A 12,665-nucleotide genomic window follows, 5' to 3' on the forward strand; every position below is an offset into this window, starting at 1 on the left:
ATTTCCTCAGTTGGATTCATCCTGGCTCCACTTCGCCCCCCGAAGGCTTACTTCGGTGCTGAAGATGCGGTAGTTCACCTTCATGGCGACGAGATTGTTCTCCAGAGTCTGGAGGTCGGCTTTTCTTTCGTCCAGCCTGGCGTCGGTAAAGAGCGTTTCCAGCCCAAAGTCCGGCGCGGTGGCCCCCTTCTCAAGCATGGCTGCAGAGCTCTCATCGATGGCCACCATGGTCACCTCCACCACCGGCGGGAGCTGGTGCAAACTGCTGCGCCCCGGCCCTTCCGCCGCCTGACCAGGTGTCACCGAATCATAGGCGTAGGCAGGGGCCAGTCGTGAGCCGTCTGGATCCACTCTGGGATCCCCTGCCGGCCCCTGGCCCGGCAGTTTGGGCAGAAAGGTGAGGCAGATGATGTTGCTCGCAATCACATGGGAGCGGGTGCCGCCTGCCACGGTCTGCAGCCATTGGGCCGGCGTGGAGTACACCTTGAGATCCTCTGTTGGCTCCATGAACTCCATCAGGCGGTAGCGGTAGCGTCCTGTGGCGGGCAGGTAGGCGGGACGGTCAGTGTCTTCACGAAACTCCAGGTAGTACCCCCAGGTGTTCACCAGATTCTCCAGCCCTGCATTCCCTGGAATCTCCGTGAAACCCAGCGGAGCCTGGAAGAACAGCCCGTGCGTAGGAAACTTGCTTGCTCCTCCAGACAGAAGCGTGGCCGCCGGCCCCGTTTGAAAACGGAGCTCAGACTGCCGCCCGTACCTGGCAGGGACGAAGGTCGCTGGATCAGAGGCCTTGCGTGAGGTGCCGTCCGCCGCGTAGTAGTCATAATACGTGTTCAGCGTGGCCTGCGACAGGTTTCGAGTGATGGCTTCGAAGGCGTTGCGGGCCTCACGAAACTGGTTGGACTTCCCCGTCGTGTCCTTCCAGACAGCGCTGGTCTGCCCCGTGATGGTGACCAGCACAATCATGAGAATGGAGACGATGGTCATCGAGACCAGCAGTTCAAGGAGGGTGAAAGCGCGGGTTCTCATCGGACACGAGCCACGTGGCTGTTGTAGGTGTAAAATACGAGACCGGGGGCGGGGTCCACCGTCTGCGCCAGTGGATCCGTTTCAGAAGCAGGCCTCAGTTTGATGGGACGATTGGAAGGATTGGTAACGACCTGCACCGTGATGGTGGCCAGGGAGGAGTTCGAGTTCGAGGAGGACGTGGCCGGCAGATGGCTGGAGGGAAGCACCCGCGTGTGCACATGGTAGATCGCATCGGAGGTGGAGGTGACTTCCACTCCCTGGTCATTGAAATAACGCCAGGGTTTCACGACAGGGCTGGCCCCTCCCCCGGAGGCTCCCACCAGAACGTCGTAATCCGTCTGAACGGCTTCATGAATCAACCGCTGCGCGATCTGTGATGACATCGTGACAGTCATCGAATCCCGGAACATGGTCAGACCGGAAGGAAGCAGACTGAACAGCAAGATGATGCCAATGGCAGCAATACCGGAAGCGACGGCAACTTCCACAAGCGAGAAGCCACCCTTGCCACCGGCCCTGCCGGTGGTGGTTGGTAGGTTTTTCATGAATTGAAGTCTGGGGGTTAGCCGGGCCGATAAAGTCGCAGGGAGCCGTTGTGCGGATCAATCTGCAAGGCGGCATGATTGGGGGGCGGTGATCCGCCCTCCCTCGATCCATGCAGAGTCAGAAACCAGCTGCCCGCCCCCAGGTCCGTGGATCCATCAGGTCTAAACCGCAGGACATAAGCTTCATAGCTGGACCCAATGCCTCGTGGCAGGTCCCGCTTGGGATCGTCCGCGGTCCAGTTCGTCTTTTTCCGGGTCGGCCCTAGAAGCGACGAGAGCGCAGCCTCCTTGCTGATCAATACTCCGCCGGGCAGATGCTGCACAGCGGCCAGAGGCGTGGCTTTGACGTTGGTCTCGTCAAAAACCACCGATTCAAAAGCTGACACCTCTGGGGCGACAGCATCACCGCGATCCGCGCTGGCGAAGTCATAGAACCTCACTTCAACCATGCGGTTCCTCGTGATGGCCACCTGGCGGGCCAGACTGATCTCATCCACCACCATTTGCGTGCCCGTGGTGACTTGGTGCGCACTCAAAATCGAATTCGTCGCTGGCACCGCCAGGGCTAGTAGCAGGCCGCAGATGGTAATGACGATCAACAGCTCAATCAGCGTGAAGGCCGCTGATGAGGCGACCCATCGGGCATGAAGACGTGGGGGACGTAGATTCATGAACTGCTATCTCCCCTGCCCGTGTTTGGCGTCGGCATGACACCCATCCGTTGCAGGATCCTACACAAGTCTCGTCAAAACTCTAGAAACTGTCAATACCATGTCACAGTCATCCCATAGCCCTGCAAAAGCAGCGCCAGAGGCTTGAGTTGGTGATGTTTTGAAGTGCCTTTTGCGAAAGTGATTTCTCAAACGGGGCGGTCCTGCTCCGTTATGCGACGCCTGCTGTCCCATAGACGGGGGGCTCCAGCCCAGGCAGATACACGCTTTGCGGGCTGGCTCGCATCTTCCATGGACCGCCTGCTGTCCCATAGAACGCCAGCAATCTGAGCAGATCCACCCGGCTCCAAGTCACCCCTCGGATCATCGTGAAGAGGCGGGTGAAGCTGTGCGGCCAGCCCGATACTTGTGCCAGGAACCGCAGCAGCACATAGAGCAACAGGGCCGCCCAGAGCTGCCAGCGGATCGCGTTTTTGCTATGTCCCAAAAAATCACAGATGCAGAGCGTTTGCTTGATCTGCTTGAAGAACACTTCAATGCCCCAGCGGCTCTGGTAGAGTTCTCCTACCGTGCTGGCGGCCCATTCTGTCTGGTTGGTGATAAAGGCCATGCGCACTTCCTTGCCGTCAAGCTCCACGAGCATCTCCACCCGGCGCAGCGGGCCGGGATGTTGCGAAAGGCTCCTGGCTCCTTTGAGCACAATGAGGTCATCGCGCAGCACCTTGCCTTGCGGCCGTGCCTGGAGCTTGCGCGTCACCCGGTAGCTCATGTTGTCCTTGGCACGGGTGACCCAGAAGATGCCCCGCCCGGTCAACTCCCAGAGGTGGGCAAAGTTGATGTAAGCCTTGTCAAACAAGGCAATTTCCCCGTCTTTGAGGCTGGCACAAAGCGCGCGGGAGCGCGAGTCATCATGATGAGAGGCTTCTTCGATGATGGCAAAGGCTGGCAGGAAGGTTTGCAGGTTGAGACGCAAATGGAGCTTGGCCGCCGCCTTGCGCTGCCGGTGCTTGGCCCAACTCATACAGTTGGCCACCAGGGCGATGGTGCTGGAGTCGATGGCGTAGATGGCCCGTCTAAACCGCCGGGGCAGTCCTTCATAGCGCAGGCCAAACCCGGGGTGCCGATGCTGGAGATGATCCAACATCTTCCAAAAGAGGGTCTCCATCAGGTCGCTGTCCCGATTCTTATTGGCATGGGACAGGGTGTTGCGGGCTGGCGGTGTCGCTCCGCGGATGGCAGCGAGGGCCCCGGCATGATGCCTCAAGCTGTCGCACACATCGTTGAGACTGATGGAGTGTGTCAGTTGCGCGTAGAGCAGGCTGACCACGTGACTCCAGGAACTGAAGGTGCGCGGCTGGCTGCCGTGGTGGTGTTGAGCGCAGAGGTTCGCGACCAAGTGCCCGGGAATGAGCTTGCAAAGCTGCCCCAGAACGCTTCCAATGACTTTGGCTGGTTTGAATTTCATCTCAGGCCTACCCTGTGTGGGGTAGGCCGCCAGTCACCTTTTTGTTTCGCTGTGGGACGGCTGTGATACCATGTATATTATCTTTCGAACGGAAAGGATTGCTCCTCGAACCTGGCATTTGACTTAGTTGCTCTACGCAAATGCTTTAGTATTTAGCCGAAATGAAACTAATGGAGTTGCCCTCCGAAGAATTGAGAGAAGGAGTGCCCTGGGGTCAGTTCAATGGGGCTTGGGAAGATCCCTCAACTGCAGCCCTGCTTTCTTCTCTGCATCCCACGAGAACTTTTCAGTCAATGCCCGGGGAAACTCCCACGGTGATTTGTCGTCTGCGTAGATGATTGCCATCACCACCACAAAGCGCGGCGGTCGCCGGGATGAAACGGCTGTGCCCGGTCTGAGGTGGTTTTGCTTGTGCACCCAGCCCATGAAGGTTTGATAGTGCACGCCAGCCAGCGCGGCGTAAGCGTCAAGCCGATCCCCGTCTGATGTCGCTATGAAGCGTTATCACCATCAGTCATAGCTGAGGGGTATGACTCATAGTGATCCTTCTTCCATAGCGTCAGCTCCACTCAAGCGTGATGTCAGGTCCAGGGTGCGCAGCACCCCGGCACAACGACACGCCGCGCTGGAGGCCTATGCCCGCTCAGGCCTGAGCGGGCCCCAGTTCGCCAGATCTGCTGGCATCAAGTACCAAACGCTGGTCTCCTGGCGCAGGCAGGCCAAAATCTCCACCTGCATTGCCACTCAGGCTGCCTCCCCTCCCATCGTGGCGTTTCTGGAGGCCGTCCCCATCTCCCCACTGCCTTCGACACGCCTGGATCTTCTGCTGCCCGGCACCGCCCGCCTGCACCTGTCCTGCTCCTTAATGCGCAAAGACAGGCTATACGCAAATCCAGAATGAGAATATCGCAATCCAAATGCTCATTCGAGGCACACCTCCAATCTCTGCCCCATTTCAGACCCCTTCGGCGGGATTACCCACGGCATTCCGGACAGCAAATCAGCACTCTTCCTGGATGCGAGTCCACACAGATTCACCAGGGTCTCAATGCTCCTTGGCCCCCTATTCCCGTTTGTACCGGCCACCCTGCTTTGCGGCACCCCTGATTGCCCTCACACCACCCCGACTCTCGGCGCTCGAAAGGCAAACATTCCGGCAAAACTTCCGCCCTTCATGGGGCGGGCACCTCGTTGGCGGCGGGCATCAAATTGTTCACGGCGCGCCTCAAAGAACTCATCCACAAACCCCCGGCTTCCCAAGGCCACACCTAGCGTGAAGTACGTCACCCGATGACGCAGCGTCTCCGCGAGCGTCAGCTTGCCGTCTTCCTCGCGCACCTGCTCCACCACCTCGCACTTGATCCCCTTGCGCAGCACCTGGCTGTCGGAACCGTGACCGTCCCGAACCTCCTCCCCCTGGCCAAAGAGCCATACCCGGTAGCCGGAAAGCACTCGATCCGCACTCGGGATCCGTTGTGACCCTCCCGTCTGATTCTGCTCATGCAGCCGATGCTCATTGGTGATCGTGTACAAGGCTGACAACGCCTTGCGCCCCCCCGCCACCGCCTCCGCATAGCTGCACCACCGGTAGTCCTTGGGGTCCTGCACCAGTCCGGCCCGCACCGGGTTGAGGTCAATGTAGGCACTCATCACCGAGAGCGTAGCGAGCTCACCTTCCAGCAGCACACTGGTGAACCGCTCCTCCCAGAGAGTGCCCTTGCGATTCTCCCTCTTGTTGAACCACAGGCTGAAGCGCTGTTTGAGCTCCTTCATGAACTGGCTCACATCCCACATCCGCCCCAGGTATCTCTCCTTGAGTTCCTCGGCCGCCGCGTCATGCCCCTGGCTGCGCAAGGTTTCCAGCGTCTCCTTGAGCATCCGCACCGCCGGTTTGGAATAGATCAACGCCACCTGCTTGAGCAACCAAGCATCCGAATACACCGCCCCTTCAGGCCGCTTCTTCACCTCCACCATGATGTGGAAGTGGTTGGACATCACGCAATAGGACAACACCCGCACCTGGCAGAACCCCTCATAGGCCCGCATGAGCCGCACAAACTGCTCCTTCTCCTCCGGTCCAAACGCCAACCGCCGCTCCACCACCCTGGAAATGCAGTGGTAGTACGCAACCGGAACCATCGGATCGGCAAAATATCGAGGCGAGGCCATGAGGTCCCCATCGCATTAAAAGACTGCGCAGTCAACTTCCTTCTCCCGTAATAGCCTGTCTCTTCGTACTGTCTCTTCGTACTGCCGGGGTGCGCACGCGCCCCAGCCCGTCCTGCTTCAATACCAATGACGTCGTATTCATAGACGTCATACCTTTTCAAACCTCGACGTCTATGATGCCTGCATGGTCATAGGGCGCTGGGCGTGACGCTTACTGTTTTGGAGCCCAAATTGTCGAAAGCAGCCCGTTGGCACGGCCTGCTATGGGTTGTCACGCTTCAGTCTGTTGGCACAGACTGCGATGAGCACGTCCCATTTACTAAATTCGAAGGGCTTGCTTCCAAGGTTGCATAAGACCTTGATCTAACATGCGATCCATAGATCCATCACGCACTCCTCCCACAACCGTTCCATCAAGTTGCAACTGAAATGACATACCAAAGTCACGGCTAAGTCTACAAAGTTCGCTTACCACTTCTTCTACCTCCTGATAGTGGGCACGATCAGTTTCCAAGGGGAGCTTCGCGCCCCATGGCGGCAATGCAGAGTAGACTTCAAAAGACCCACCGTGCATGGTAGCACTCGGCGATGCTCCGGAAACTTCGTCCTCAAAGTAAGATGGCTCTTGAATAGTCCAAGACCGTCTCGCGGCCACAGATGCAATCCCTCGCTTAAGCGCATCAATTAGTTTTGGAGTTGGATCGTTCCTGAGCAAAAAAATGAACTGCTGTTTGGGATGATTTCGGGTGATCGTCATATCTAACCAGATGTTGGAATCCCGCCAGGATTGAATCGAAATCCTCCTGGCATATGTGCATCAAGATGCCGCGTCGCTGGTGTTGGGATTGTGAGTGGCAGACCTTGTATATGGTGCATCGGAATAAGCTCGCCCTTCAGGACATCATCTCCCGGGAAGACACGGATCCAAGCATCGTCCACTTCTGGAACAAGTCCACGATTAATTAACGTCCTGTTTTCATGGCTTCAAATATCGCCGTATCCCAATTCGTCCCAAAGGTCACGCGTGGCTCTCCAATCCGCCGGATTGTCACGAACCACCCCGAGGCGGGTAGCATTCGATCCTGATGGAGATGCCCCAACTCTAAACCAACGATTCGGTCCAACCCCTCCTTTCGACGCTCTGAGCTCGTAGGTAACCCCATCTACAATTTTAGTCGAATTCAATCCGCTTTTTGCGGCAGCTGGCGCATGCTCAAAGAATTTGAATTCCCGCGACAGAAATGTTAAGATCCTCGCTTTCCCTGCCAGTTTGAACGTCGCTCGTAAGGCAAAGTCTTCGGGTGCTGGAGCCAGTAGAAAGACGGAAGCTTGCGCAACTGGCACCGTCCACGAAGCGCCATCAGAGGCAGCTCCCCAAACCCGGTTCGCATTCACATTGTCACCGGGATAGTTCCACCTCGCCGGCATTTGCATCGCCGGCTTCCGTTGCACCTTGTACCCGTCCTTGACACTCCCTTCACTTCCCTCCTCCCGTATACCAAACCAGTAGGTCCAACCAAATTTTTCAAATTCGCGAATGTCTCGTCCTTCATAGATCTTTGCCCGCGTCCCACCAGCGTCATCCGCCAACGGTTTGCGAGTTACTTCGTCCAGGAGAATTCGATAAACAAACCCACTCCCCGGAATGCCCTGGTATGCCGTGTCTTCCACCGCTGCCATCCCCAAATAGTCCCACCCATTCACCGGGTCGTTCCCGCAATACCCGTACAGGTTGAACCCACCTGCTTCACCTAGCGGATCACGGCTGATCCATCGCCCCATCTTGGGGGTGTAATACCTATAACCAAAGTAGCTCAGACCCGTCTCGGCATCGTGGAACTTGCTCTGATAGCGGAACGGGCATGCTTCCGCATCACCGCTCTGGCCGAGTGGCTCACCATACGGACCGTAGGTAAGCGTCAAGCCGATCCCCGTCTGATGTCGCTATGAAGCGTTATCACCATCAGTCATAGCTGAGGGGTATGACTCATAGTGATCCTTCTTCCATAGCGTCAGCTCCACTCAAGCGTGATGTCAGGTCCAGGGTGCGCAGCACCCCGGCACAACGACACGCCGCGCTGGAGGCCTATGCCCGCTCAGGCCTGAGCGGGCCCCAGTTCGCCAGATCTGCTGGCATCAAGTACCAAACGCTGGTCTCCTGGCGCAGGCAGGCCAAAATCTCCACCTGCATTGCCACTCAGGCAGCCTCCCCTCCCATCGTGGCGTTTCTGGAGGCCGTCCCCATCTCCCCACTGCCTTCGACACGCCTGGATCTTCTGCTGCCCGGCACCGCCCGCCTGCACCTGTCCTGCTCCTCGCAGATGCCCCTGGTTGCAGCGCTGCTGCGTCAACTCGAACTCAAGCATTCCCCGGACCTCCACTCATGCTGAGCTTCTCAGGCAGCCTCAAGGTCTTCATCGCCCTTCAACCCTGTGACATGAGGGCCGGGGTGGGCACCCTTCAGGGCATGGTCAGTGCGCAGTTGCAGGACGATCCCCGCAGCGGCTCGCTCTTTGTCTTCAGCAACAGGCGCCACTCGGTGCTCAAGATCCTCTACTGGGACGGTTCGGGCTGGTGGCTGCTGGCCAAACGGCTCGAACAAGGCACCTTCAGCTGGCCGGCTGTCGCCGATCCTGCGCAGATCAAGCTGGCCCTGGCCCCGCAGGCTCTGGCCATGCTCACCGACGGCATTGATCTGCGGGGCGCGAAGATGCGCCCCTGGTATGAACGTGAGACGGGATAGTTTCCTGATTCCTGCATCTGAAGCTGGACAAGGGCGCGGCTTGAGGCCACATCACGCGCCTCGTGACTCCTGAACCTGACGCCGCCACTTTGATCGCAGAGCTTCGTCGCAAAGACGAGGAACTCACGGCGGTGCGTCTGGAGAACAAGCTGCTGCGCCTCAAGCTCGACGCGCTTTCGCGCCGGATGTTCGGCAAAAGCAGCGAGAAGCTGGATGCAGAGCAGATGCAGCTGCTGCTCGACGGGATCGAGGAGCTCACGCTGGCCGAAGAGTCGGCCCGTCAGACCCGGCCGGGCAGGGAGCCGTCCACCCCGGAGCCAGTCCGGGAGCGCAAGCCCCGCATCCCGGAGCACCTGCCGGTTAAAGAGGTGTTCATCGACCCAGAAGAGGTCACGGCCAGCCCCCAGGACTGGGTGCACATCGGCGAAGAGGTCACCGAGCAGCTTGAGTACACCCCGGCAAGCTTCGAGCGCTTGCGCATCATCCGGCGCAAGTATGTGCGCAAGGACCAGCGGCATCTGCCTCCGGTGGTGGCCCCGTTGCAGCCCTGCCTGCAGGAGCGCTGCCTGGCCGCCCCCTCGCTGCTGGCTCACAGCATGGTGTCGCGCTACCGGGACCATCTGCCCTGGCACCGGCTGGAGGGCATCTACGCCGGGCTGGGCGTGGAGATCTCGCGCCAGACGCTGGCCAACTGGAGCGGGATGACCGCAGAGGCCTGCGGGCTGCTCATGCGCGAGATCCATCAGAGCGTGTTTGCCAGCGGGTATGTCCAGCTTGATGAGACACCCATTGAGTACTTGAGCCCCGGTCATGGCCAGACCAAAACGGGTTACCTGTGGGTGGCGCACTCGCCGCTGACCCAGGAGACGTTCTTCCAGTGGCACACCGGACGGGCGGCCTTTTGTCTGGAGAGCCTGGTGCCTGCCGGGTTCGAGGGCATCATCCAGTGCGATGGGTATGCCGCTTACGCGTCTTTTGCCCAGAGCCGGGAGCGTGCGGGCACGATCCGGCTGGCGGGCTGCTGGGCGCATGCCCGGCGGAAGTTTTTTGAGGCCAGCACCTACTGCCAGGATGCCCTGTGGGTGCTGGTGCAGATCCGGGAGCTTTATGCCGTGGAGGAAGAGTTGCGCGAGATCCGGGCTGGGCCGGAGCAAAGACAGGCGGCCCGAGAAGCCCGAAGCCGCCTTGTGATGGGGCAGGTCTATGAGAAGCTGGAGCAATGGCAGCAGCAACGCAAACACCCGCCCAAGAGTCCGACAGGGGCCGCGATACGCTATGCCCTCAACCAGCGTGCGAGCCTTGAAGTGTTCCTTGAGGACGGACGCGTGGAGGTGGGTAGAGTCGGAGACAGGCGCGGTGGTTTTAGGAAAGAGGAGTTGCTGTTGCCGGCGGCTTTCGCCTGATGCCGGTGCCTCAGTCTCTTCCCTTGACTCCGTTTCCTGCCCCCGCTCATCGAACCGGACTTGCAGCTTTACCGCATCCGGCTCTCATCACCGACTTCTGTACTTTCGCATTCAGCGTGCCTGGGCGCTCGCATTGCAGTTTGTACAGGCCAAGCTCCTCGTAGAGGTGCTTGTCGGGATACTGGCGGTAGCCCGTGCCTTTCTTCTGCCTGCGCCGCATCAGCCACCTGCGCAACCGCCTCTCTGTATAGGCTTGGATCTTGCGATACTCCTTGAAGACCGGGCCTTGGTTGAAGTAACCCGCCCAGCCTCTCAGTTTCCGGTTGATCACCAATGTCCTCACCTCGGGTTCCGAGGCGTGCCACAGTGAGGTGGTCTCGTCATGGATTGCCTTCATCAGTTTTTGCACAGCCTTCTTGGAAGGCCGGGTCCCTTCATATGACTTTCCGTCTCGTCCGTAAAACCGTCCGAAGCTGTAACCCAGGAAGTCAAACATCCCTCCCGGCACCTGCACCAGCCGCGTCTTGCGCTCGTTTACCTTCAACCCAAGTTTCTCCATGATCCCTTCCATGGCCTCGAGGGCCGTCGGCCCGTTTCCGGGTTTGCAACAGATCACGAAGTCATCAGCGTAGTTCACGATCACCGATTGCGTGGCACGGTCGTGCCCAAACTTCTTCCAGGCCAGCAGGAACCTCCGAAAGTAAAGGTTGGCAAGCAGGGGCGAGATCACCCCTCCCTGCGGCACCCCGCGTCGGTGGTTGCGGCTTTCAGTCGCTTGGACAGTTCGGCTGCCTCTGCTTGGTTCTTTGACGGGGACTTTGAGCCACATCCGGATGATCCGGAGCACTTTGCCATCAGCTATCCTCCGGCTCAGGCACTTGAGCAGCGCTCCATGGGGGATGGTGTTGAAGTAATCGCTCAGGTCCGCGTCCACCACTTCACTGCGTCCTTTCTGCCTCACCTGATAATAGACAAGGCGTACCGCAGTTTTAGCGTCGCGTCCCGGACGATACCCCATCTGCTCTTCGCAGAGGTCGGCCTCAAAGATTGGGGCCAGCACCAGCACCATCGCCATTTGCACCACTCTGTCCTTCACCGTGGGAATGCCCAGCGGTCTCTGTCCTCCTCCTGCTTTGGGTATCCACACCCGGCGGAGGCGTTGCGGGCGGTAAGCACCGCTTCGCAACTCCTCCCGCAGCTCCCTCAGCCACACGCTCACATCCTGTTGTTCGATCTGTTGGAAGCTGGTGCCATCCACTCCGGGTGCCCCCGCTTTGCGGCGGCAGCGGTCCCAGGCTTCAGCCAGCACATCCTCGCGCCAGACCTTGTCCCACAGACTGTAAAACCGGCAGCCGGGCTCGGCCTTGGCTTTTGTCAGCAGTGCACTTTGCAGCTTCCCAACCGTCCCGGTCTTGCCCGGTTGAAGTTCGTAGATGTTGCCATCAATCCTCATGGTTCTCGCTGCTTGGTTCACTTGCCAGTCATCAGGGAGCCTTCCCTCCACCCGCATTACCAGGCTTCCCAGGTACTACACCCCCATCCGTCATCTGCCAGGACCCACCGTCTCCCTCGCGGGCCGATGGTTGGGCTCCGGATGCCACCCCGGCTGTCCATCCCAGCAGACTTCCCTCGTTGCGTTGAGCCCCTTCCATGCGTACTGCCACCACTACCCCGGTGGAATCCAGGACCTTCAACCGCTCAGAGCGGCCCCAGACGACGGCCTTCCCCGTTATTATGGCGGGTCGGCTCCCACAACAGTCTTTCGAGGCCTGCACGGTGTTCACACTACATTGCAGCCCGCATGATCGCTGACTCCCTACGGAGCCTTTTCTGGAAGTACTTCGATTCATTTGTCACCTCTTGAACCGCCCCCAGTGCTTCTGGCCGGAGCGATATAGCCAGCCGGGACTTCCACCCGGTGATTCTCAACGCCTTTCCGAGGCATACACAACAACCTTGTCGAGAACGCGATCCGGCCCAGCGCCATTGGCAAGAAGAACTGGCTCTTCATGGGAGACGCGCAGAGTGGAGCCCGCGCGGCAACCTTCTACACGCTGATCGGGAACTGCCACCGCAACGGGATCGACGCCTTTGCGTACCTCAGTGACGTGTTTACGCGCCTGCCCCGCGAAACCAACCGGACGGTCCATCGACTTACGCCACGAAACTGGGCGGCCGACCGAGACGCGGCCCGCCAGGCACTGACCCAGGCCGCTGTCGTGGGCGGGTAGACGTGTCAACCAGTCAAGCAAAGACGGACGGAGATTGGTCTACCGGATACGTTCGGATGGTAAGAGGGCATGCCCACAAAGCCTCCGCTCACGAGGAGCCTGTTTTGGTGCTTATTTTGCGAAAGCAGGCTGTTGGCACGGCCTGCTTTGGGTTGTCACTTTTTTTGGCACTTATTTACGGAGAGCAGGCTGTTGGCACGGGCTGCTATGTTTTTTACCCTTTTTCAGCGAAGACCACTCAGCAATTGGCCCAACCACTTTGACTTAGACTTTCCGTGCACGACGCGATCACGAAAAACAATCAAGTGGAAAATACTATCCTGGGGGCATTCGTGCGAGACGTATACAGCATAGTTCTCTGAAAGATGGGTCAAGGCATCGGCTATTGTCGGCAGAAAACTTCCTCGAA

General features: G+C 58.9%; 11 protein-coding genes and 3 pseudogenes. 5 read left to right on the forward strand and 9 right to left on the reverse strand.

Features of this window, described 5'->3' with window-relative positions:
* Positions 1-6: 6 nt before the first annotated feature.
* The 4 genes from vccC to VSP_RS26710 all read right to left on the reverse strand — a co-directional run bounded on the left by vccC (position 7) and on the right by VSP_RS26710 (position 3,710).
* On the reverse strand, positions 7-1,029 hold the full coding sequence (gene vccC / locus VSP_RS26695) for a Verru_Chthon cassette protein C (protein WP_009964591.1): 1,023 nt from the start codon (positions 1,027-1,029) through the stop codon (positions 7-9).
* Positions 1,026-1,574 (reverse strand): Verru_Chthon cassette protein B, encoded by a 549-nt coding sequence (gene vccB, locus VSP_RS26700; RefSeq protein ID WP_009964592.1) that lies wholly within the window; start codon positions 1,572-1,574, stop codon positions 1,026-1,028. Before vccB ends, vccC begins: the two co-directional genes overlap by 4 nt.
* A gap of 17 nt (positions 1,575-1,591) precedes the next feature.
* On the reverse strand, positions 1,592-2,245 hold the full coding sequence (gene vccD, locus VSP_RS37575) for a Verru_Chthon cassette protein D (protein WP_029190786.1): 654 nt from the start codon (positions 2,243-2,245) through the stop codon (positions 1,592-1,594).
* Positions 2,246-2,456: 211 nt separating this feature from the next.
* Entirely contained in the window at positions 2,457-3,710 is a 1,254-nt protein-coding gene (locus tag VSP_RS26710) for an IS4-like element ISVsp5 family transposase (protein ID WP_009960198.1), read from the reverse strand.
* A 592-nt stretch (positions 3,711-4,302) separates the two neighbouring features.
* Here VSP_RS26710 and tnpA (VSP_RS26720) point away from each other — a divergent pair.
* Positions 4,303-4,611 carry an IS66 family insertion sequence element accessory protein TnpA gene (gene tnpA, locus VSP_RS26720; protein ID WP_009964597.1) on the forward strand — a complete coding sequence of 103 codons (309 nt, stop codon included), beginning with the start codon at positions 4,303-4,305 and terminating at the stop codon, positions 4,609-4,611.
* A gap of 212 nt (positions 4,612-4,823) precedes the next feature.
* Here the strand turns inward: tnpA (VSP_RS26720) and VSP_RS37580 are convergent, their stop codons facing one another.
* From VSP_RS37580 to VSP_RS26735, 4 genes and pseudogenes are all read right to left on the reverse strand, one after another.
* Positions 4,824-5,879: a transposase gene (locus VSP_RS37580; protein ID WP_081452742.1), complete on the reverse strand. Its 1,056-nt coding sequence runs from the start codon at positions 5,877-5,879 to the stop codon at positions 4,824-4,826.
* A 319-nt stretch (positions 5,880-6,198) separates the two neighbouring features.
* A complete protein-coding gene (locus tag VSP_RS42615) occupies positions 6,199-6,636 on the reverse strand; it encodes a hypothetical protein (RefSeq protein WP_156346652.1) in 438 nt (145 codons plus the stop codon).
* Between the two features lie 2 nt (positions 6,637-6,638).
* Positions 6,639-6,851: pseudogene (locus tag VSP_RS44035) on the reverse strand (hypothetical protein); the annotation flags it as partial.
* A gap of 12 nt (positions 6,852-6,863) precedes the next feature.
* Positions 6,864-7,802, reverse strand: coding sequence for an RHS repeat-associated core domain-containing protein (locus VSP_RS26735; protein ID WP_009964601.1), 939 nt, complete (start codon positions 7,800-7,802; stop codon positions 6,864-6,866).
* Between the two features lie 122 nt (positions 7,803-7,924).
* On the opposite strand from VSP_RS26735, the gene tnpA (VSP_RS26740) reads away from it, so the two are divergent.
* From tnpA (VSP_RS26740) to tnpC, 3 genes and pseudogenes are all read left to right on the forward strand, one after another.
* A complete protein-coding gene (tnpA, locus tag VSP_RS26740; RefSeq protein ID WP_009958043.1) occupies positions 7,925-8,269 on the forward strand; it encodes an IS66 family insertion sequence element accessory protein TnpA in 345 nt (114 codons plus the stop codon).
* Positions 8,263-8,622: an IS66 family insertion sequence element accessory protein TnpB gene (gene tnpB, locus VSP_RS26745; RefSeq protein WP_009964602.1), complete on the forward strand. Its 360-nt coding sequence runs from the start codon at positions 8,263-8,265 to the stop codon at positions 8,620-8,622. The genes tnpA (VSP_RS26740) and tnpB overlap by 7 nt, the downstream gene beginning before the upstream one ends.
* An 89-nt stretch (positions 8,623-8,711) precedes the next feature.
* Positions 8,712-9,956 (forward strand): annotated as a pseudogene (gene tnpC, locus VSP_RS37585) (IS66 family transposase); the annotation flags it as partial.
* A gap of 115 nt (positions 9,957-10,071) precedes the next feature.
* On the opposite strand, the gene ltrA reads toward tnpC, so the two are convergent.
* Positions 10,072-11,478, reverse strand: a complete 1,407-nt coding sequence (ltrA, locus tag VSP_RS26755; protein ID WP_044133671.1) for a group II intron reverse transcriptase/maturase — start codon at positions 11,476-11,478, stop codon at positions 10,072-10,074.
* 490 nt (positions 11,479-11,968) lie between these two features.
* Here ltrA and VSP_RS40105 point away from each other — a divergent pair.
* Positions 11,969-12,256 (forward strand): annotated as a pseudogene (locus VSP_RS40105) (transposase domain-containing protein); the annotation flags it as partial.
* Positions 12,257-12,665 lie beyond the last annotated feature (409 nt).

It is taken from the genome of Verrucomicrobium spinosum DSM 4136 = JCM 18804, assembly GCF_000172155.1.
Classification (GTDB): domain Bacteria; phylum Verrucomicrobiota; class Verrucomicrobiia; order Verrucomicrobiales; family Verrucomicrobiaceae; genus Verrucomicrobium; species Verrucomicrobium spinosum.

What these genes read in the sequence shown, in the direction of transcription:
- vccC (WP_009964591.1), bottom strand. Translation starts at nt 1,029, where the DNA reads ATGAGAACCCGCGCTTTCACCCTCCTTGAACTGCTGGTCTCGATGACC.
- vccB (WP_009964592.1), bottom strand. Translation starts at nt 1,574, where the DNA reads ATGAAAAACCTACCAACCACCACCGGCAGGGCCGGTGGCAAGGGTGGC.
- vccD (WP_029190786.1), bottom strand. Translation starts at nt 2,245, where the DNA reads ATGAATCTACGTCCCCCACGTCTTCATGCCCGATGGGTCGCCTCATCA.
- VSP_RS26710 (WP_009960198.1), bottom strand. Translation starts at nt 3,710, where the DNA reads ATGAAATTCAAACCAGCCAAAGTCATTGGAAGCGTTCTGGGGCAGCTT.
- VSP_RS37580 (WP_081452742.1), bottom strand. Translation starts at nt 5,879, where the DNA reads ATGGCCTCGCCTCGATATTTTGCCGATCCGATGGTTCCGGTTGCGTAC.
- VSP_RS42615 (WP_156346652.1), bottom strand. Translation starts at nt 6,636, where the DNA reads ATGACGATCACCCGAAATCATCCCAAACAGCAGTTCATTTTTTTGCTC.
- tnpB (WP_009964602.1), top strand. Translation starts at nt 8,263, where the DNA reads ATGCTGAGCTTCTCAGGCAGCCTCAAGGTCTTCATCGCCCTTCAACCC.
- ltrA (WP_044133671.1), bottom strand. Translation starts at nt 11,478, where the DNA reads ATGAGGATTGATGGCAACATCTACGAACTTCAACCGGGCAAGACCGGG.